Source organism: Pseudomonas sp. WS 5412 (assembly GCF_012985615.1).
GTDB classification, from domain to species: Bacteria; Pseudomonadota; Gammaproteobacteria; order Pseudomonadales; family Pseudomonadaceae; genus Aquipseudomonas; species Aquipseudomonas shahriarae.
In genome coordinates this window covers 129,017-148,294 of record NZ_JAARMB010000007.1, presented here as the reverse complement: position 1 = coordinate 148,294, position 19,278 = coordinate 129,017, and the positions used below count along the sequence as shown (strand labels likewise).

Genomic DNA, 19,278 nt, shown 5'->3' with positions numbered 1-19,278 from the left:
GCTCCGTCCAATCAGTTGCAGGAACCCCAGGCGGCTGGTGTTCGGGTTTACTTGACATGCCGCCCGCCATTGACGGTCAGGGTGGTGCCAGTCACATATGGGTTGTCCAGCAGGTAACGCACGCTCTGGTAAATCACCTCAGGCCCGGGCTCGATACCCAATGCAGACTTTGCCAGGACCTTGGCGCGATAGGCCGCGTCGTCGCCGTCGTTGAACATCACCATGGCCGGCGAGATGCCATTGACCTTGATCCGGGGCGCGTATTGGGCGGCGAAGGACAGGGTCAGGCTGTCGAGCCCGGCCTTGGTGGCGCAGTAGGCGATATGCTGGCGGCTGCCCTTGCGGGTCACGTCGTCGCTGATGTGCACAATGTCGGCCAGCGTCGAGCAGCGCAACAAGTCAGCACAATGCAGGTTGATCAGGTACGGCGCAAGCATGTGCACGCTGAACATATCAATAAAGGCGTGGGCTTCGTCGCCAGGTGTTTCTGCGGCCCAGGTCGAGGCATTGTGGATAATCGCCCGCAGGCTATCGGTATGGCTCTTGAGTTCGCTGATAAATGCCAGGATGCCGGCCTCAGAGGAGAAGTCGGCAAACACGCCAATCGCCCCACGTTCGCGCAGGGCCTGCACGCCGGGACGCTCACTGCGATAGCTGAAGATCACCGGCTGGTTGTCGTCCAGCAGGCGCAGGGCGCAGTGCAAGCCGACACGTTGGCCGGCGCCGGTGATCAGGATCGGAGCGGGAGAAGTCATGGGAAGCTCGAGTCGCGGGCAAGCTAAAACTATACCAGCGACCGGCCTGTTGCGGATCGGCTCAAACGGTTGCTTCGGCAGGTTTTACCCGTGGCGGCGCAGGATTGAGCCAGCCTGCCAGCAAATGGGTCGACAGCGGAATGAACAGATAGACCATCAACGGCGTCAGGGCCAGGGTGCTGACCAGCATGCGGCTGAACAGGCCCAGTTCGGCCAGCAAGGGCTCAAGGCCAAAGTTGAACAGCAGCGACACCGGGAAAAACGCCAGCCAGATCGCCACGGCCTGTTTCCAGCGCGGCGGGCGTTGGCCTACGGCACCAAACCAGCCCTCCATGCCGCTGACCCGATGCTCCATAGGGTCGGCAAACAACTCGCTGCCACGGCCCAGCCAGGCGCTGCGCGAGGCCGAGAATTCCCAGGCGTGCAGGGTCTGCTCGTCGGCGAAGCGAAAGATGATCTGGAATTCGCCACCGTCGGCAGGCGGGGCAAGCACGCCGGAGCCCAGATAACCGGGAAAGTCAGTGGCCAGTTGCTCGCCTTCACGCAGCCAGCTCATCATGTCTTGATAGCGACCTTGGGCAGCGCGGCGCGCGACCATCAAGGTGACGGGGAGGGTAGACATTGTGTATCTCCGAATGTGTGGGAGCGCTGTACCGGGTAGGTGGCGTCCCTGGCGAAACCGCGGGGTAGAGCGGCGACGCAGAAAAAACAGGCAAGGATTATTCCTGATTTGACGAAATACGCCAGCGACATTGGACGGCTGGGCAATTCCCTTGAAAAAGACAGGTATAAAAGCGTTAAATGGGATCCAACTTTGTATAGTTTTGGTCAGCCGATGCCTGTAATCACAGCACCATCCCAAGGTATTGCACCAAGCGCCCACTGTGCGGCAGATGAGTTGTTCCCGATTCGCGAAGTTGCGAGATTGACGGGTATCAACCCGGTCACGCTCCGAGCGTGGGAGCGGCGTTATGGTTTGATCCAACCGGTACGCACCGAAAGCGGGCATCGCCTGTACACGCAGAAGGATATTGAGACCGTCCATCGCATTCTGGATTGGATCGAGCGTGGCGTGGCGGTCAGCAAAGTTGGCAAGATCCTCGCGCGCGACGATTCGCAGGCCTCTTTCGTGCGCCAGTTGCAGGAAGGCGACGCAGAACACGAGTCGACTCAGTGGCAGCAGCAGTTGCAACTTGCCATCGGCGCTTTTGATGAGCTGCAACTGGAACGTCTGTACGGGCAGATTTTTGCGGCATACCCCGTTGCGGTGGTGTTCCAGGACATCCTGATGCCCCTTTGGCAACAGTTGTTGCGTCACCAGGGGCGTTTCGGCCAGGCCAGCGAATGGCTGTTTTTCGACAGTTTCCTGCGGGCGCGGATTTCCCAGCGCCTGCAGATGGCCCGTGCCGGCCGTACGCCACAGGTATTGCTGGCGGCCATTGCCGGGGAGTGCCGAGAACTGGAGTTGCTGGTGGCGGGGCTGATGCTCAGTGGTGATGAACTGGCCGTTCACGTGTTGAGCTTGGGCCATCCCCTGGATGAGTTGACGCTGATCTGCGAGAAGACCCGGCCGCAGGCGCTGGTGCTGTTCTCCAACCACTCACCGACCCACGATTTGCCCAATCGGCTGGAGCGCTTGGCCCTGACTCTGGAGTGCCCGCTGCTATTGGCCGGTGATGCCTCGGACATGGCCGACAAGCAACTGGCCGGTACTGCCATCGGTTGCCTGGGCAATGAAGGGCGGTTGATGCAGCGACGCTTGCAGCAGTTTCTCAGTGGAACCCTGGATACCTGAGATCAGGCATGCACTTCGGGGTGGGCCAGGCGATGCTGTTGCAGGATGAACTGACGCAGGCGCTCGGTTTCATCCGCATCACCCTGGCTCAAGCGGTAGGCAAACAGGCCGCGAGCCGTTTCGCGCTCTAACGTGCCACGCACGGCAATCCGTTCGTAGCCGGAGGGGCTGAACCACATCGAGAACGTGCGCGGTGGTTTGCTGCGGCCGCGACACTGCACCAGCAGGCCCTTGAACGACACTTCATGCACCCACAACGCTCCCGGCTGACCCCTGACGTTTTCCAGGGCGACCGGCTCTTCAAGCACCAGGCGCCAGGGCCGGATCATCGGCCCATCCTCGAAAATACTCGGCACCCCAAGACGCAAGTGCACGGCATGGAACTCGTCTTCCACCAGTTGCAGTGGAAAGGTCATTTGCTGGTTATCGAACTGCGCCTGGATCGTCACCTGCTCATGGGCCGCCAGGCGCGTAAGCAGGTCGCGGATCTGCGCGCCACCGTTGACCGTCAGGCTCGACGACACATCCCGCACATTCAGCTGCGGGTTGTGGTGCATGTTCTGGATGAAATCCAGCTCGTCCTGGGTCAAAAGCGCGTCGCGTTGCATTGATGTGGCTCAAGGAAATGCGTGATTAAACTGATTATCACCCTAAAGACCATATTTTCTAAAGTTTGTTAGATCCGCTCGTCGCCCGGAGCGTTGCCAACTCGGCCGTAAGTGCTGCTACCTGGGCTTCCAGCTGGGTCACACGCTGCTGGGCCTTGACCTGAACCGTGACATCTTTTTGCACGCCGACGAAGTAAGTCTGCTGATCGGCCTGGTTATAAACCGTCGATAATGACAGTTCATTCCAGAAATGCGTGCCGTCCTTGCGGTAGTTGCGCAGGATTTCCCGGCATGCGCCGCCACTGTCAAGGGCTTCGCGAATGGCCATCAGGGCCGGCTGGTCGCGGTCACCCGATTGCAGGAAGCGGCAATCCTGATAAAGGACGTCGTCCAGGTTGTAGCCGGTCATGCGTTCGAAGGCGGGGTTCACGTAAATCAGCGGCTTGTCCTTGCCTTCCCGTTCCGCCACGACAATCCCGTCGTTGGAGGCATTGACCACCATTTGCATGAGCTTGGCGTTGATCATTGAGCGATCCATAGCGTGTTTGTCGATTTCTTAGTGTAGGGCAACCCACCCGGCTGCCAACTGTTAATATCCCAGGTTTTCACTCAACTACAGGATCAGATTGATGAAAGTCGCCATCCTTTCCGGCTCGGTCTATGGCACGGCAGAAGAAGTTGCCCGCCACGCCATGGGTATCCTCAATGCAGCCGGTTTCGAGGCCTGGCATAACCCGCGGGCGACCCTGGCCGATGTGCAGGCCTTCGCCCCGGACGCCTTTCTGGCCGTCACCTCCACCACCGGCATGGGCGAACTGCCGGACAACCTGATGCCGCTGTATTCGATGATCCGCGACCAACTGCCCGCCGCCTGGCGCGGTTTGCCTGGCGCGGTGATCGGCCTGGGCGACGCCAGCTACGGCGACACCTTCTGTGGCGGCGGCGAGCAGATGCGTGAGCTGTTCGGCGAATTGGGCGTGCGCGAAGTCCTGCCAATGCTGCGCCTGGATGCCAGCGAAAGCGTCACCCCGGAAGCTGACGCGGAGCCATGGCTGGCAGAGTTGGTCAGCGCACTGCGCGGCTGATCGGGTATTCGCGCAGCAGCGCCAGCCAGGCCAGGGCGGCTTTCGACAGATAGGCGCCCTTGCGCCAGATAAAGGCGATATCCCAACGTAGGAATTGCGGTGCCCTGAGTGTCAGGCGCACCACGCCGGGACGTTCCAGCCCACGTGCGACCACGCTGGGCAGAAGCACCACGCCCTGGCCGGCGGCCACCAGTGCCACCAGAAAGTCCGCCTGGCCACTGCGCCCACTTTCCCGGGGTGTGAAGCCCAGTTGCTGGCAGGCCTGGAGTAGCCGGTCATTGAGCACAAAGCTGCGCTGGTACATCAAAAATGGCGTGTCGGCCAACTCCTCAAGGCCAATCTCTGTGTGCTGCGCCAGTGGGTGGTCCACGGGCAGCAGCGCATCCAGGGGTTCATCACAGAAAGCTTGCCAGGCGAAAGCCGGATCGGTGGGCAGCAGGCTGCCGCCGACGTCCAGCTCACCCGCGAGGATCGCCTGCTCAATATTGCGGCTGCCGCCTTCGAGCAATTGGATGCTGACATTGGGGTAGCGCCGGCGATATTCGGCAAACAGCCCGGCAAACAGGGTGTCGCCCCCCAACTGCGGCAGGCCCATGCGCAACTCGCCACGGGTGAGTTGATTCAAGTCGTCCAGCTCGCTCAGCAGCTCGGTTTGCAGGCGCAACATGGCTTCGGCCCGTTGCAGCACCACCTGCCCGGCGGCGGTCAGGCGCACCTGGGAGCCAATGCGGTCGAGCAGCGGCGTGCCCAGGCTTTGCTCCAGTTGCGCCACTTGCTTGCTCACGGCGGACTGGCTGATATGCAAGGTTTTCCCGGCCTGGGTAAACCCGCCACGGTGGACCACTTCGATAAAACTGCGCAGTTGTTTGAATTCCATTGCGGTAATTCCTGTTTGGAATGGCTTGCAGTCTAACAATTCGCTTCGGGTATGCCACGCGGCTCTTTAAAATGAAGGCCTGCGAGGAACCTATGTCTACTAAACGCTTAACCTTCAAACATCTGGGCCGGCTGCTGGTTGAGTTGCTGGTATTGCTGGCGATTTACTTGCTGGGCTGCCAAGTGGCCGTGTGGCTGGCCTGGCCGATCCCTGGCGGGGTGATTGGCCTGGGCTTGCTGTTGCTGGTGTTCGCCAGCGGCCTGATCAAACCGGCGGCCCTGCAATTGGGCGCTGGCCTGCTGATGGCAGAGATGCTGCTGTTCTTTATCCCGGCGCTGATGAGCCTGCTCGATTACGGCGGCCTGATGCGCCATGACGGCTGGCGGATCATGCTGGTGATCGCCCTCAGTACCCTGATGGTGATGCTGGTCACGGCGTTTACCGTCGAACTGGTCTGCCGCTGGAAGTTGCGCCATGAAGCTTGAACTGATGCCGCTGTTCTGGCTGGCCCTGACCCTGGTGGCCTATGGTTTCAGCCGCTGGATCTATCGGCGTACCGGGCGCTACCTGCTGTCGCCACTGATTCTTGTGCCCGCGCTGCTGCTGGCGGTGGCCGTGCCACTGAACACCGCCTATGCCGAGTACTCCACCGACACCCATTGGCTGATGCTGGTACTGGGGCCGGTCACGGTGGCGTTCGCCATTCCGATCTGGCAGCAGCGCCAGTTATTGATGCGGCACTGGTCGGCGTTGCTGCTGGGGATGCTGGCGGGTAGCGCGGCATCCATTGGCACCTCATTTGGCCTGGCCAAGGCCCTGGCCCTGGACAGTTCGGTCACGATGTCGTTGGTGCCACGCTCGATCACCACGCCCTTTGCCATGCCCCTGGCCCATGACTTGGGCGGTGTACCGGAGCTGACGGCAGTATTTGTGATGTTCACCGGTGTGTTCGGCGCCATGCTCGGCGGGGTACTGCTCAAGTGGTTGCCGCTGCGCAGTGCCCTGGCGCGGGGCGCGTTGTTTGGCGTGGGCGCCCACGGTGCGGGCGTCAGCCGTGCCCATGAAGTGGGGGGCGAGGAGGGCTCGGTGGCCGGACTGGTGATGGTCCTGACCGGTTTGCTCAACCTGTTTGCCGCGCCTTTATTGGCGTCGCTTCTCTGACACCTTGTTGTACGAATATGAACTATCCTCGTAGTTGACTCGCTCGGTCATCAAGCTGGCTGCCAACGCAACTACGGCTGCCCCGAGGTCTGACTAGACTGGCCCATCACCCTAAAAAAATAATAAGAACACCACAGCGTCGAGGTCATTGCCGTGAGCCTAGCCCCCGTTCAATCGACACAGAGTGTGAAAGACCAGGTCAGCGCCGCCGAATGGCAGGCCCGTATCGACCTGGCCGCCTGCTATCGCCTGGTGGCCCTGCATGGCTGGGATGATCTGATTTTTACCCATATCTCGGCCAAGGTGCCGGGCACCGAAGACTTCCTGATCAACCCGTTCGGGCTGATGTTCCACGAAATCACCGCCTCCAGCCTGGTCAAGGTCGACCAGGCCGGCAACAAGTTGATGGACAGCCCCTACGAGATCAACCCGGCCGGCTACACCATCCACAGCGCGGTACACGAAGTACGCCACGACGTGGTCTGCGTGCTGCACACCCACACGGCGGCCGGTGTGGCCGTATCGGCGCAGAAGCAGGGCGTGCTGCCCATCAGCCAGCAATCGCTGTTCGTGCTGTCGAGCCTGGCCTATCACGCCTACGAAGGCGTAGCGCTGAACCACGAGGAAAAGGCCCGCCTGCAGGCCGACCTGGGGCCGAACAATTTCCTGATGCTGCACAACCATGGCCTGTTGACCTGCGGTGCGACCATCGCCGATACGTTCCTGATGATGTTCACCTTCCAGCGCGCCTGCGATATCCAGGTGCTGGCGCAAAACGGCGGTGCGGAATTGATTGCCATCGAGCCGCAGATTCTGGCGGGGGCCAAGGCGATGATTGCTGGGGTGACCAAGAGCGCCCAAGGCATGGGCGGTGCGCTGGCCTGGCCGGCATTGCTGCGCAAGCTCGACCAACAAGACCCAGGATACCGACTCTGATGCCACTGGCCGAGATCCCCCTGAGCGCCTGGCGCAAGCGCGGGCAGAGTTTTGTCTTTCGCGGGCAGCCCCTGCGTTATTGGGTGGCCGGGCAGGGCGAGCCCTTGCTGCTGATCCACGGTTTCCCCAGCGCCAGTTGGGACTGGCATTACCTCTGGCAGCCCCTGGCCCAGCGTTATCAGGTGATCGCCTGCGACATGCTCGGCTTCGGCGACTCGGCCAAGCCCCTGGACCACACTTATTGCCTGCTGGAACAGGCCGACCTGCAACAGGCGCTGCTGGCCCATCTGCGGATTCAACAGCCGGTGCATGTCATGGCCCATGACTACGGCGACAGCGTGGCCCAGGAACTGCTCGCCCGGCACTACGAAGGTCGTTTTCAACTGGCCAGTTGTGTATTTCTCAATGGCGGGCTGTTCCCCGAGACCCACCGCGCGGCGCTGGTACAAAAACTCTTGCTCAGCCCCCTGGGGTGGATGATCGGTCGCGCATTCGGGCGCAACGCCCTGGCCGACAGCTTCAAGCAGATCTTCGGCCCCGACACCCGTCCCAGCGAAAGTGCCCTGGATGATTTCTGGAGCTTGATCGAAAACAACGACGGCCCGCGGATCCTGCACAAACTCATCGCCTACATTCCCCAGCGCCGTCGCCAGCGTGAGCGCTGGGTGGCGGCCATGCAGCGCGGCGAAGTGCCGTTGCGGGTGATCGATGGCGAAGTCGATCCGGTCTCCGGCGCGCACATGGTCGCGCGTTACCGCGAGTTGATACCGGACGCCGACACGGTGTTGCTGGCCAATATCGGCCACTACCCGCAGATCGAGGCGCCGGTGCAGGTGCTCAAGCATTACCTGGCATTTCGCGACGGCATCGGCAACAGCAAAGACCCGCTATGGGAACTGGCTTGTGTAGGAGCTGGCTTGCCTGCGATGGGTACACCTCGGTAAATCAGTTGTACCGAGGTGATGCAATCGCAGGCAAGCCAGTTCCCACATAAGCCAACTGCCACACAAGCTATCTCCTGCATCAGTTCAATCATCCCCGTGCCTTATTGCGCACCATTCACCCCCGCCCGTATTTATTGTGACCACAAGCCCGGTGCCTGACACTCAAGCCATCGTCCACTGTCTTCGCTGGAGTTCCCTATGAGTGAGTCTGTGCAGTTCCAAGATAAAGTCGTGATCGTCACCGGGGCCGGGGGTGGTTTGGGCCGTGCCCATGCGCTGCTGTTCGCCAGGCACGGGGCCAAGGTACTGGTCAACGACCTTGGCGGCTCGACTCAGGGCGAAGGCGCCAACGCCTCGGCGGCCGACCGCGTAGTGGCCGAGATTCGTGAGGCCGGCGGCATTGCCGAGGCCAATCACGATTCGGTGACCGACGGCGAAAAGATCGTGCAACACGCCCTCGACGTGTTTGGCCGCATCGACGTGGTGGTGAACAACGCCGGGATCCTGCGGGACAAGACCTTCCACAAGATGGAGGACAGCGACTGGGACCTGGTGTACCGCGTGCACGTCGAAGGCGCCTACAAAGTGACCCGCGCCGCCTGGCGGCATATGCGCGAGCAAGGCTACGGCCGGGTGATTTTCACCGCGTCCACTTCAGGCATCTACGGCAACTTCGGCCAGTCCAACTACGGCATGGCCAAGCTCGGCCTGTATGGCCTGACCCGCACCCTGGCGTTGGAAGGGCGCAAGCACAACATCCTGGTCAACGCCATCGCGCCCACTGGCGGCACGCGCATGACTGAAGGGTTGATTCCGCCGCAGGTGTTCGAGCGACTCAAGCCCGAGCTGGTCAGCCCGCTGGTGGTGTACCTGGGCAGCGAGACCTGCCAGGAAACCTCGGGGCTGTTTGAAGTGGGCGGCGGCTGGATCGGCAAGACCCGCTGGGAACGCAGCCTGGGCGTAGGCTTTGATCCTGAGGCTGGCTTCTCGCCAGAGGATGTGGCGGCGCACTGGCAGCAGATCTGCGACTTTGAAGGGGCGGCCCATCCCAAGGACAATATCGAAGCCTTGAAAGAGATGATGGACAACCTGCAGAAGTACAGCCTGTGATCGTTACCTGAAAAACATTTAATCCTGCGGGGCGCTGAGAGCGCCCCGCTTTGTTTCAGGCATAAAAAAGGCCGCTGCAAAAGCAGCGGCCGAAGTAAGACGTTGGATCAAGGAGCTACAAATCAACGTCAGTGAACACCGTTAACAGACTGAAAATAAGCTTCAATCCATCCAGAACTGGCTTTCGTGAAGCAGGCGGTTTGCCTTGAAAGCCCGGCAAGAATAGTCCGTTGTAACAGAATGAAAAACACTGATTCAGGACAAGGACTGTTACCAAAACAACAACAGTGGCGCCCCTGCCGGGCGGGGGTATCCATTCTCTTGATGGCGCTCCATCCACTGCGTCCATAGCCCCGCCGATACCCACGCTAGAGCCTGCGCTAATCCTTTCGAGCGACACAACGAATACCTCCTTGGTGCGCTTATCGCTCCTGCTGGCGGGCAGTAGGGTGGGGCCTTCTGTCACACCACCGGGGAAGACGCATGACAAAAACAACAATGCGCGCCATCTTCAGGCCACAGGCGCTGGCCGCTGCGGTTGCTTTGGGCTGCTGCGTTCAGGCGCAGGCTGTTTCATTCAATATCGGCGAGATCGAGGGTCAATTCGATTCATCGCTGTCGGTCGGGGCCAGTTGGGGCATGCGCGATGCCGACCGCAAGCTGGTGGGGACGGTCAACGGCGGCAGTGGCCAGGCCTCCACCGGGGATGACGGGCGCTTGAACTTCAAGAAGGGCGAAACCTTCTCGAAAATCTTCAAGGGCCTGCACGACCTGGAACTCAAGTACGGCGATACCGGTGTGTTTGTGCGGGGCAAATACTGGTACGACTTCGAACTCAAGGACGAAGACCGCGAGTTCAAGCCGATCAGCGACCACAACCGCAAGGAAGGCTCCAAGTCCAGCGGTGCGCAGATCCTCGATGCCTTCGTCTATCACAACTATTCCCTGGGCGACCTGCCGGGCACCGTGCGCGCCGGTAAACAGGTGGTCAGTTGGGGCGAAAGTACCTTCATCGGCAACTCCATCAACAGCATCAACCCCATTGACGTCTCGGCCTTCCGCCGGCCGGGCGCCGAGATCAAGGAGGGCCTGATTCCAGTCAACATGCTGTTCGCCTCCCAGGGCCTGACCAACCAACTGACTGTGGAAGGTTTCTACCAGTTGGAATGGGACCAGACCGTGCTGGATAACTGCGGCACCTACTTTGGTGGCGACGTGGCGGCCGATGGCTGCACCGACAACTACACCGTTGGCAGCCCGGCGATCCGCCCGCTGCAACCGGTCGCTGCCGCGTTCGGCCAGGGTTTTGGCGTAACCAATGAAGGGGTGATCGTACGCCGCGCCGCCGACCGTGACGCCCGGGATTCCGGGCAGTTCGGCATGGCCTTGCGCTGGTTGGGCGATGACACCGAGTACGGCCTGTACTTCATGAACTACCACAGCCGCACACCGACGGTGGGCACCCTCACGGCCAACACCAACCTGGCGACCATCGGCAATATCATCAATACCGCCAACGGCATTGCCCCCGGCAGTGGCGCCGGCCTGGCGCAGAGCGTGATGCTCGGGCGCGGCCAGTACTACCTGGATTACCCCGAAGATATCCGCCTGTACGGCGCCAGCTTTTCCACGACCCTGCCCACCGGCACGGCCTGGACCGGGGAAATCAGCTACCGCCCCAACGCCCCCGTGCAACTCAACACCACTGACCTGACCCTGGCCCTGGTCAACCCGATTGCCGGTAACACCGTGTCACCTATCAGGAGCTCATTTGGCGCCGACAACATCGGCTACCGGCGCAAGGAAATTACCCAGTTCCAGACCACCATGACCCAGTTTTTCGACCAGGTGCTGGGCGCCGAACGCCTGACCGTGGTGGGCGAGGCGGCCATCGTGCGGGTCGGCGGGCTGGAGAACAAAACCAAGCTGCGCTACGGCCGCGATTCGGTCTATGGCCAATACGGCTTTGGCGGTGACACCGACGGCTTCGTCACCGCGACCTCCTGGGGTTATCGGGCCCGGGCGATCCTCGACTACAACAACGTGATCGCCGGGATCAACCTTAAGCCCAACCTGTCCTGGTCCCATGACGTCAAGGGCTACGGCCCCAACGGCCTGTTCAACGAAGGGGCCAAGGCGCTCAGCGTCGGGGTCGATGCGGACTACCGCAACACCTACACCGCGAGCCTGAGCTACACCGACTTTTTTGGCGGTGACTACAACACCCTGACCGACCGTGACTTCCTCGCCCTCAGCTTCGGCGTGAACTTCTGATTCGGCTAAAAAAGAACAAGGACAACAACCATGCGTAAGACGATTTTGCAGTGCGGTGTGCTGGCCCTCGGCCTGTTGGCCGCCAACGTGATGGCCGCGGTGTCACCGCAGGAAGCCGCCAAGCTGGGGACCACCTTGACCCCGGTGGGGGCGGAGAAGGCCGGTAACGCCGATGGCTCGATCCCGGCCTGGACCGGCGGCATCCCGAAAAACGCCGGTGCGGTGGACAGCAAGGGCTTTTTGGCCGACCCGTTTGCCAATGAAAAACCGCTGTTCGTGATCACTGCGGCCACGGTCGACAAGTACAAGGACAAACTCTCGGACGGCCAGGTGGCGATGTTCAAGCGTTATCCCGAGACCTACAAAATCCCGGTCTACACCACTCACCGCACGGTCAACCTGCCCGACGATATCTACGAGTCGATCAAGCGCAGCGCGCTCAACGTCAAGTCGATCAACGACGGCAACGGCTTGGAAAACTTCACCGGCAACCGCTATTACGCCTTCCCGATTCCGAAGAATGGCGTCGAGGTGTTGTGGAACCACATCACCCGTTACCACGGCGGCAACCTGCGGCGCATCATCACCCAGGCCACACCGCAGACCAACGGCAGCTACACGCCGATCCGCTTCGAAGAAGAAGTGGCGGTGCCGCAACTGATCCCGGACATGGACCCGGCCAAGGGCGCCAACGTGCTGACCTTCTTCAAACAGTCGGTCACCGCGCCCGCCCGCCTGGCGGGTAACGTGCTGCTGGTGCACGAAACCCTCGACCAGGTGAAGGAACCGCGCCTGGCGTGGATCTACAACGCCGGTCAACGCCGCGTGCGCCGTGCACCGCAAGTGGCCTACGACGGGCCGGGTACCGCGTCCGACGGCCTGCGCACCTCGGATAACTTCGACATGTTCTCCGGCGCGCCAGACCGCTACGACTGGAAGCTGGTGGGCAAGAAGGAAATGTACATTCCCTACAACGCCTACAAGCTCGACTCGCCATCCCTCAAGTACGACGACATCATCAAGGCCGGCCATATCAACCAGGACCTGACCCGCTATGAACTGCACCGGGTCTGGGAAGTGGTCGGCACGGTCAAGCCCAACGAACGGCACATCTATGCCAAGCGCCACATGTACATCGACGAAGACAGCTGGCAAGTGGCGCTGGTGGATCACTACGACGGCCGTGGCCAACTGTGGCGCGTTGCCGAAGGCCATGCGCAGTTCTACTACAACCACCAGACCCCGGCCTACACGGTCGAGACCCTGTACGACATCATCGCCGGGCGCTACATCGCCCTGGGCATGAAGAACGAGGAGAAGAGCAGCTTTGTGTTCGGCTTCAACGCCAAGGCAGCGGACTACACCCCGGCGGCCTTGCGCGCCTCGGGCGTACGCTGACCTGAGGTTGTAAACCCAATCCTGTGCCGGGCTCACATGAAGCCCGGCTTTTTTATGCTCGGCAATCAGCCCGCTGAATACTTCTTCAACAACGCCCATTGACAGGACTACGGTAGTCCGCACGCCGCATAACAATAAAAAAGGGACGCTGTAATGACCGCCATGACCCGTCGCCTGGATCGTCCTGGATTCATGCCACGTCTGTCTTCCCACCATTTGCTGCGCCCACGCCTGGCCGAGCCGTTGCGGGGTACCGAGGCGCGGGTCCGGTTGCTGTGCGCGCCGGCCGGCAGCGGCAAGAGCGCCTTGTTGGCCGAATGTGCCCTGCAGGCCCCGGCGAGCTGCCAGGTGTATTGGTTGCCGCTCAATGGCGCGGCTTTGGCCCCGCTGGATTTCTGCCAGCGCCTGGCCCAAAGCCTGGGCCTCGCGTTTGTCGATGAAGCCAGCTTGCTGCTGGACCTGAGCCGCTGGCAAGCGCCGGCCTGGCTGTTTCTCGATGACTATTGCCGGGTGTCGGCACCAGCCCTGGATGCCTTGCTCGATCGGGTGCTGACGGCCAGCAGCCCGGCCTTGGTCTGGTGGCTGGGGGCGCGGCGCCGACCGGCCTGCAATTGGCCGCGGCTGTTGCTCGATGATGAATTGTGGGAGTGCGGCGGCACCGAGTTGGCGTTCGATCAGCGCGAGGTCCAGCAACTGCTCGAGCATCACGCCGCCGCCGGGCAGACTGCCGACAAGGTCCTGCAATTCAGCGCCGGTTGGTGCGCTGGCGTGCGTATTGCCCTGCTGGAAGGCGACAGCCATCCCGACAGCGGCGCCTGGCATGGGCGTTCCCAGACCCTACTCGACTATCTGCAGCACGAGCTGTTCAGCACCCTGCCTGAAGAGCTGGAGGAGGCCTGGCGCGTACTGGCGCACTTGCCACGTTTTAACCAGGGGCTATGCGAACACCTGTTTGGCTTTGGCGATGGCGCCGACTACCTGCGTGAACTTCAGGCCCTGGGGGCGTTTATCGAGCCCTGGGAAGACTCGCCGGACTGGCTGCAGGTCTTCACCCCCCTGGCCCAGTTGCTGCGCGACGAACCCTGGCCGGCCCGGCGCTCCTGGCACCGGCGCGCCTGCCAATGGTTCAGCGCGGCCCAGGATTGGCAGGCGGCGTTCGAGCAAGCGCTGTTGGCCGAGGAGTACGAAGCGGCGGTCAGCCTGTTGGAGCACTTCAGTTTCGAAGACCTGTTCCGTCAGCAAAACGCCGTGTTGTTGTTGCGCCTGCATGAGCAGCACGGTGACGAGTTGATGCTCGGCTCGGCGCAACGGGTGGGGCTGGTCACCGCCGCCTTGCTGTTTGCCGGGCGTTTCGAGCAGGCCGCGCAATGTGTTGATCAACTGGCACGTTTCACCCCGCAACCCACGGCCGCCTTGCAACGGCATCTGCTGGCGCGCTGGCAGGCGCAGTTGGGGTGGTTGTTGCATCTGGGGGGCGAAGCGGTGCGGGCCCGTGCGCACTTTCTCGATGCGTTGAATGATCTGCCGGACAGCGCCTGGACGTCGCGCCTGATGTGCCTGTCCGGGCTGACCCAGCAAGCGCTGTTGCGCGGCGAACTGGACGTGGCCCAGGCCCTCAACCGCGAGGCGCTGTGTCTGGCGCGGGCCCATGGTTCGCTGTTGCTGGAGGCGCTACTGGAGCTGGATCATGCGCAACTGCTGGAGCAGCGGGGCGCACCGTACCGGGCCCAGAGCCTGCTGGAAGGCGTGCAGGCCATGTTGATCCAGCAGCGTCTCAAGACCGGGCCGCTGATGGGCCGGATTGCCTTGCGCCGAGGGCATCTGGCACTGCGCCAGGGGCAGGACGCCCTGGCCACCGAATGTATCGAAGCCGGCCTGGGCATGTGCCTGCATAGCCAGGACAAGCGCGTGCTGTATGGCTTCCTCGGGTTGGCAATGCTGGCGGCCAACCGCGGCGACTACGCCCAGGCGTTTATCCAACTGCGCGACGCCGAGCGCCTGATGCAGCGCCGGCAGGTGCCCGATACGGTGTACCGGGCGGTGTTGCTGTTGCTCAGCGGGCATTTCTGGCTACAGCAGGGGCGGGCCGAACTGACCCTGGAAGCGGTCAGCCGGGTGCTGCGCCATTATCACGGCCCCCACGCCAAGCAGGCGCCGCCGGCGACCCTGGAGTTGATCCCCCGGCTGGAGTATCTGCTGGTGCTGGCCCAGGTCAAACTACGCCGTGCCGAGCACCCCATCCAGCGGCTCACCGCCTTGCTCGACACCGCCCGCGAGTCTGGCATGCAGTGCCTGGAAGTGGAGTTGCAGTTGGTGCTGGGCGAGGTGGCCTGGCAACTGGGGGAGAAAGCGCTGGCGGTGCGTGCGCTGCAAACCGGTCTGGCCCTGGCGGCGCGCTGTCAGGTGCAGCAGGCGGTGCGTGAACTGCGCCTGCGCCAGCCGGGGTTGCTCAGTGAATTGGGGCTTGAACCTCAGGAGGCAGTGGCGGCGCCGGGGGAAAACCCGTTGAGCCAACGGGAGCTGGAAGTGTTGCAACTGATCGCGCTGGGCAACTCCAATCTGGAAATTGCCGACCTGTTGTTTATCTCGCTGCACACGGTGAAAACCCATGCACGGCGGATTCACAGCAAATTGGGGGTGGAGCGGCGCACCCAGGCGGTGGCCAAGGCCAAGAGCCTGGGCCTGATGGCCTGATTACTCCCAGCAACGCCGATCAACAGGTGGGAGCTGGCTTGCCTGCGATGGCGGTGTATGAGTCGCAGAATGTATCAACTGACCCACCGCCATCGCAGGCAAGCCAGCTCCCACATTAGCCCACATGCATTCAGCTCCAGCGAGTCAGGGTTGATAACCCATCCGCCAACTCACCGCCTGGCTCGCTGCCAGCAATTGCCGGGCCGCCGGTCCATCTTCATCGGCATGGAACAACGAGGTCGGCCCCACCACCGTCATCACCGCCACCACCTGCCCCAGCGCATTGAATACCGGCGCCGACAGCGCATCGACCCCCGGCATCAGCAAACCATGCACAAAGTGCAGGCCACGCTGGCGAATCTGCTCACAGGCCTGCACATACGCCTGGTCGTCCGCCAGCGCATGGGCGATGCCGGCCTGGATCTCCTGCGCGCGCAGGTCAACGGTTTCGCGCTCAGGCAAAAACGCGCTGAACACCAGGCCCGTCGAGGAACTGAGCAGCGGCAGCACCGAGCCCAATTGCGTCACCACCGTGACCGCACGCACCGCCGGTTCGATATGCACCACGGTCGCGCCGTGGTTGCCCCATACCGCGAGAAAGCAGGTTTCATTCAACCCGTCGCGCAGCTGCGCCAGGGGCAGGGTGGCGACTTTCAGTACGTCCATGCTGCCCAGCGCCGCCAGCCCCACGCGCAAGGCCTCGCGGCCCAGGCCGTAATGGTTGGTGGCCGCGTTCTGTTCGGCAAACCCCGAGGCAATCAGGGCCTGCAAGTAGCGGTGGACCTTACTGGCCGGCATCTGCACGTGCTCGGCCAGGCGCGACAGGGATGTGGCCGGCGACAGTTCGGCCAGGGCCTTGAGGATGTCGGTGCCGACTTCGGCCGAGCGGACTTTCTGTTTACCGGTGTCGCGGGGGGCGGGCGGCTTTTCCATGGAGAGCGTGTGTCCGAAAGACGAATGGCGGTCTTTATAGCTTGACGGTCGATACGGAGCAAATTACGTTATGCGTAACTGGATTACGATAAAAACAACTTCCTTACTGAGGACGATCCATGACCCTCGATTATCAATCGGGCTTTGGCAATGAATTCGCCAGCGAAGCCTTGCCAGGTGCACTGCCGGTCGGCCAGAACTCCCCGCAAAAAGCGCCCTACGGGCTGTACACCGAACTGTTCTCCGGCACCGCGTTCACCATGGTGCGCAGCGAAGCCCGGCGCACCTGGATGTATCGCATCCAGCCGTCGGCCAATCACCCGGCATTCATCAAGCTGGACCGGCAACTGGCCGGCGGCCCGCTGGGCGAGGTCACGCCCAACCGCCTGCGCTGGAACCCGCTGGATATACCTGCACAACCCACCGACTTTATCGACGGCCTGGTCGGCATGGTGGCCAACGCCGGCGCCGAGAAACCCTCCGGCATCAGCATCTATCACTACCGTGCCAACTGCTCCATGGAGCGGGTGTTCTTTAATGCCGACGGCGAACTGTTGATCGTTCCCGAGCAAGGCCGCCTGCGCATCGCCACCGAACTGGGGGTGCTGGAGGTCGAGCCGCTGGAAATCGTCGTGTTGCCACGGGGCCTGAAATTTCGCATCGAGCTGCTGGATGCCAAGGCTCGCGGCTACGTCGCCGAAAACCACGGCGCGCCGCTGCGCCTGCCGGACCTGGGGCCGATTGGCAGCAATGGCCTGGCCAACCCCCGGGACTTCCTGACCCCGGTCGCCCACTACGAACATCTTTCGCAACCTACGCCTCTGGTGCAGAAGTTCCTCGGCGAGCTGTGGGGCTGCACCCTCGACCACTCGCCGCTGAACGTGGTGGCCTGGCATGGCAATAACGTGCCGTACAAATATGACCTGCGTCGCTTCAACACCATCGGCACGGTGAGCTTCGATCACCCGGACCCGTCGATCTTTACTGTGTTGACCTCGCCCACCAGCGTTCACGGCCTGGCCAACCTCGACTTCGTGATCTTCCCGCCGCGCTGGATGGTGGCCGAGAACACCTTCCGTCCACCCTGGTTCCACCGCAACCTGATGAACGAATACATGGGCCTGATCCAGGGTGCCTATGACGCCAAGGCCGAAGGCTTCCTGCCCGGCGGCGCGTCGCTGCACAGTTGCATGAGTGCCCACGGCCCGGATGGCGAGACCTGCACCAAGGCCATCGCCGTCGACCTGGCGCCGCACAAAATTGATAACACCATGGCCTTTATGTTCGAGACCAGCCAGGTGCTGCGCCCGACCCGCTTCGCCCTGGATTGCCCGCAATTGCAAAACACTTACGACGCTTGCTGGGCCACGCTGCCGGCAACCTTCAACCCGAATCGGAGATAAGCCATGACGCAGTCCACTCTCACCCGCAGTTGGGTGGCCTCGGCCAACGGTCACACGGATTTCCCCCTGCAGAACCTGCCCCTGGGCATCTTCAGCCACAACGGTTCGGCACCGCGCAGTGGCGTGGCGATCGGCGAGCACATTTTTGATCTGCAAGCGGCCCGTGACCTGTTTGACGGTGAAGCGCGCCGCGCCATCGACGCTATGGCGGACGGCCAACTGAACGCCTTCTTCGAACTGGGCCGCGGCCCACGGGTGGCACTGCGCGAACGCCTGCTGGAACTGCTCGCCGAGGGCAGCAGCCAACAAGCCCAGCTGCAAGCCCTGGGCGCCCAGGTGTTGCCACTGGCCGCCGATTGCCAGATGCACCTGCCGGCGAAAATCAACGATTACACCGACTTCTACGTCGGCATCGAACACGCGCAGAACGTCGGCAAACTGTTCCGCCCGGACAACCCCTTGCTGCCCAACTACAAGTACGTGCCGATTGGTTATCACGGCCGCGCCTCGACCATCCGTACCTCCGGCACCGAGGTGCGCCGGCCCAAGGGCCAGACCCTGCCAGCCGGCCAGACCGAACCGACCTTCGGCCCGTGCGCACGCCTGGACTACGAGCTGGAACTGGGCATCTGGATCGGCCAGGGCAATGCCATGGGCGACTCGATTGCCATTGGCGATGCCGCCGAGCATATCGCTGGCTTCTGCCTGCTCAACGACTGGTCGGCCCGCGATATCCAGGCCTGGGAATACCAGCCACTGGGGCCGTTCCTGTCGAAAAGCTTTATCACCAGCATCTCGCCCTGGGTGGTCACGGCCGAAGCCCTGGAACCGTTCCGCAAGGCCCAGCCCGCGCGCCCGGCCGGCGATCCACAACCGCTGCCGTACCTGCTGGCCCCCCGTGATCAGGCCGCTGGCGGCTTTGATATCGAACTGGAAGTGCTGCTGACCACCGCCGCGATGCGCGAGCAGAACCTGGCGCCCCATCGCCTGACCCTGAGCAACACCCAACACATGTACTGGACCGTGGCGCAAATGGTCGCGCACCACAGCGTCAACGGCTGCCAACTGCAGGCCGGCGACCTGTTTGGTTCGGGCACCCTGTCGGGCCCCGAGGCCGGTCAGTTCGGCAGCCTGCTGGAAATCACCGAAGGCGGCAAAAAGCCGATCGAACTGGCCTCCGGCGAAGTGCGCAAGTTCCTTGAAGACGGCGATGAAATCATCCTGCGCGCCCGCTGCCAGCGTGAGGGGTTTGCCTCCATTGGTTTCGGCGAATGCCGTGGCACTGTGGTCGCCGCGCGCTAAGGG

18 protein-coding genes are annotated in these 19,278 nt (G+C 62.3%); 12 read left to right on the top strand and 6 right to left on the bottom strand.

Features of this window, described 5'->3' with window-relative positions:
• Positions 1–47 precede the first annotated feature (47 nt).
• On the bottom strand, positions 48–755 hold the full coding sequence (gene folM, locus HBR94_RS12015; protein ID WP_057437799.1) for a dihydromonapterin reductase: 708 nt from the start codon (positions 753–755) through the stop codon (positions 48–50).
• A gap of 61 nt (positions 756–816) precedes the next feature.
• Positions 817–1,377 (bottom strand): antibiotic biosynthesis monooxygenase, encoded by a 561-nt coding sequence (locus tag HBR94_RS12010; protein ID WP_170044852.1) that lies wholly within the window; start codon positions 1,375–1,377, stop codon positions 817–819.
• A 213-nt stretch (positions 1,378–1,590) separates the two neighbouring features.
• Here HBR94_RS12010 and HBR94_RS12005 point away from each other — a divergent pair, with 213 nt between their 5' ends.
• The gene (locus tag HBR94_RS12005) at positions 1,591–2,550 is read left to right on the top strand and encodes a MerR family transcriptional regulator (protein ID WP_057437810.1); all 960 of its coding nucleotides are present in this window, start codon (positions 1,591–1,593) and stop codon (positions 2,548–2,550) included.
• Between the two features lie 2 nt (positions 2,551–2,552).
• Here the strand turns inward: HBR94_RS12005 and HBR94_RS12000 are convergent, their stop codons facing one another.
• Together HBR94_RS12000 and HBR94_RS11995 are read right to left on the bottom strand one after the other, a co-directional pair.
• Complete coding sequence (locus HBR94_RS12000; RefSeq protein WP_115127440.1) at positions 2,553–3,158, bottom strand: hypothetical protein; 606 nt, start codon at positions 3,156–3,158, stop codon at positions 2,553–2,555.
• 58 nt (positions 3,159–3,216) lie between these two features.
• The gene (locus HBR94_RS11995; protein WP_057437813.1) at positions 3,217–3,684 is read right to left on the bottom strand and encodes a PAS domain-containing protein; all 468 of its coding nucleotides are present in this window, start codon (positions 3,682–3,684) and stop codon (positions 3,217–3,219) included.
• A gap of 103 nt (positions 3,685–3,787) precedes the next feature.
• Between HBR94_RS11995 and HBR94_RS11990 the strand changes: the two genes are divergently transcribed.
• Complete coding sequence (locus HBR94_RS11990; RefSeq protein ID WP_057444540.1) at positions 3,788–4,243, top strand: flavodoxin; 456 nt, start codon at positions 3,788–3,790, stop codon at positions 4,241–4,243.
• Here HBR94_RS11990 and HBR94_RS11985 read toward each other — a convergent pair.
• Complete coding sequence (locus HBR94_RS11985; RefSeq protein WP_057437816.1) at positions 4,224–5,120, bottom strand: LysR family transcriptional regulator; 897 nt, start codon at positions 5,118–5,120, stop codon at positions 4,224–4,226. The two genes, HBR94_RS11990 and HBR94_RS11985, sit on opposite strands and share 20 nt — an antisense overlap.
• Positions 5,121–5,212: 92 nt before the next feature.
• Here HBR94_RS11985 and HBR94_RS11980 point away from each other — a divergent pair, with 92 nt between their 5' ends.
• The 8 genes from HBR94_RS11980 to HBR94_RS11945 all read left to right on the top strand — a co-directional run bounded on the left by HBR94_RS11980 (position 5,213) and on the right by HBR94_RS11945 (position 15,637).
• Positions 5,213–5,605 (top strand): CidA/LrgA family protein, encoded by a 393-nt coding sequence (locus HBR94_RS11980; protein ID WP_120731676.1) that lies wholly within the window; start codon positions 5,213–5,215, stop codon positions 5,603–5,605.
• Complete coding sequence (locus tag HBR94_RS11975; RefSeq protein WP_057958328.1) at positions 5,595–6,281, top strand: LrgB family protein; 687 nt, start codon at positions 5,595–5,597, stop codon at positions 6,279–6,281. The genes HBR94_RS11980 and HBR94_RS11975 overlap by 11 nt, the downstream gene beginning before the upstream one ends.
• Positions 6,282–6,434: 153 nt before the next feature.
• Positions 6,435–7,217 carry a class II aldolase/adducin family protein gene (locus HBR94_RS11970; RefSeq protein WP_057958329.1) on the top strand — a complete coding sequence of 261 codons (783 nt, stop codon included), beginning with the start codon at positions 6,435–6,437 and terminating at the stop codon, positions 7,215–7,217.
• Positions 7,217–8,161, top strand: a complete 945-nt coding sequence (locus HBR94_RS11965) for an alpha/beta hydrolase (RefSeq protein ID WP_120731678.1) — start codon at positions 7,217–7,219, stop codon at positions 8,159–8,161. The genes HBR94_RS11970 and HBR94_RS11965 overlap by 1 nt, the downstream gene beginning before the upstream one ends.
• 198 nt (positions 8,162–8,359) lie before the next feature.
• Entirely contained in the window at positions 8,360–9,271 is a 912-nt protein-coding gene (locus tag HBR94_RS11960) for an SDR family oxidoreductase (protein WP_169960570.1), read from the top strand.
• Positions 9,272–9,754: 483 nt separating this feature from the next.
• On the top strand, positions 9,755–11,545 hold the full coding sequence (locus HBR94_RS11955; protein ID WP_120731682.1) for a DUF1302 domain-containing protein: 1,791 nt from the start codon (positions 9,755–9,757) through the stop codon (positions 11,543–11,545).
• Between the two features lie 30 nt (positions 11,546–11,575).
• Positions 11,576–12,943 (top strand): DUF1329 domain-containing protein, encoded by a 1,368-nt coding sequence (locus HBR94_RS11950; protein ID WP_169960569.1) that lies wholly within the window; start codon positions 11,576–11,578, stop codon positions 12,941–12,943.
• 153 nt (positions 12,944–13,096) lie between these two features.
• The gene (locus tag HBR94_RS11945; RefSeq protein WP_170044851.1) at positions 13,097–15,637 is read left to right on the top strand and encodes a LuxR C-terminal-related transcriptional regulator; all 2,541 of its coding nucleotides are present in this window, start codon (positions 13,097–13,099) and stop codon (positions 15,635–15,637) included.
• A gap of 144 nt (positions 15,638–15,781) precedes the next feature.
• Here the strand turns inward: HBR94_RS11945 and HBR94_RS11940 are convergent, their stop codons facing one another.
• The gene (locus tag HBR94_RS11940) at positions 15,782–16,570 is read right to left on the bottom strand and encodes an IclR family transcriptional regulator (protein WP_170044850.1); all 789 of its coding nucleotides are present in this window, start codon (positions 16,568–16,570) and stop codon (positions 15,782–15,784) included.
• Between the two features lie 119 nt (positions 16,571–16,689).
• Here HBR94_RS11940 and hmgA point away from each other — a divergent pair, with 119 nt between their 5' ends.
• Together hmgA and fahA are read left to right on the top strand one after the other, a co-directional pair.
• Positions 16,690–17,973, top strand: a complete 1,284-nt coding sequence (gene hmgA / locus HBR94_RS11935) for a homogentisate 1,2-dioxygenase (protein ID WP_170044849.1) — start codon at positions 16,690–16,692, stop codon at positions 17,971–17,973.
• 3 nt (positions 17,974–17,976) lie between these two features.
• Positions 17,977–19,275: a fumarylacetoacetase gene (fahA, locus tag HBR94_RS11930; protein WP_170044848.1), complete on the top strand. Its 1,299-nt coding sequence runs from the start codon at positions 17,977–17,979 to the stop codon at positions 19,273–19,275.
• The last annotated feature ends 3 nt before the right edge of the window (positions 19,276–19,278 follow it).

Excerpts from the sequence above, each read along its gene's own strand:
- HBR94_RS11995 (WP_057437813.1), bottom strand. The coding sequence starts at position 3,684 with ATGATCAACGCCAAGCTCATGCAAATGGTGGTCAATGCCTCCAACGAC.
- HBR94_RS11945 (WP_170044851.1), top strand. The coding sequence starts at position 13,097 with ATGACCGCCATGACCCGTCGCCTGGATCGTCCTGGATTCATGCCACGT.
- HBR94_RS11980 (WP_120731676.1), top strand. The coding sequence starts at position 5,213 with ATGTCTACTAAACGCTTAACCTTCAAACATCTGGGCCGGCTGCTGGTT.
- HBR94_RS11955 (WP_120731682.1), top strand. The coding sequence starts at position 9,755 with ATGACAAAAACAACAATGCGCGCCATCTTCAGGCCACAGGCGCTGGCC.
- HBR94_RS11950 (WP_169960569.1), top strand. The coding sequence starts at position 11,576 with ATGCGTAAGACGATTTTGCAGTGCGGTGTGCTGGCCCTCGGCCTGTTG.
- HBR94_RS11940 (WP_170044850.1), bottom strand. The coding sequence starts at position 16,570 with ATGGAAAAGCCGCCCGCCCCCCGCGACACCGGTAAACAGAAAGTCCGC.
- HBR94_RS12000 (WP_115127440.1), bottom strand. The coding sequence starts at position 3,158 with ATGCAACGCGACGCGCTTTTGACCCAGGACGAGCTGGATTTCATCCAG.
- HBR94_RS11960 (WP_169960570.1), top strand. The coding sequence starts at position 8,360 with ATGAGTGAGTCTGTGCAGTTCCAAGATAAAGTCGTGATCGTCACCGGG.
- hmgA (WP_170044849.1), top strand. The coding sequence starts at position 16,690 with ATGACCCTCGATTATCAATCGGGCTTTGGCAATGAATTCGCCAGCGAA.
- HBR94_RS11975 (WP_057958328.1), top strand. The coding sequence starts at position 5,595 with ATGAAGCTTGAACTGATGCCGCTGTTCTGGCTGGCCCTGACCCTGGTG.
- fahA (WP_170044848.1), top strand. The coding sequence starts at position 17,977 with ATGACGCAGTCCACTCTCACCCGCAGTTGGGTGGCCTCGGCCAACGGT.
- folM (WP_057437799.1), bottom strand. The coding sequence starts at position 755 with ATGACTTCTCCCGCTCCGATCCTGATCACCGGCGCCGGCCAACGTGTC.
- HBR94_RS12005 (WP_057437810.1), top strand. The coding sequence starts at position 1,591 with ATGCCTGTAATCACAGCACCATCCCAAGGTATTGCACCAAGCGCCCAC.
- HBR94_RS12010 (WP_170044852.1), bottom strand. The coding sequence starts at position 1,377 with ATGTCTACCCTCCCCGTCACCTTGATGGTCGCGCGCCGCGCTGCCCAA.
- HBR94_RS11990 (WP_057444540.1), top strand. The coding sequence starts at position 3,788 with ATGAAAGTCGCCATCCTTTCCGGCTCGGTCTATGGCACGGCAGAAGAA.
- HBR94_RS11965 (WP_120731678.1), top strand. The coding sequence starts at position 7,217 with ATGCCACTGGCCGAGATCCCCCTGAGCGCCTGGCGCAAGCGCGGGCAG.
- HBR94_RS11985 (WP_057437816.1), bottom strand. The coding sequence starts at position 5,120 with ATGGAATTCAAACAACTGCGCAGTTTTATCGAAGTGGTCCACCGTGGC.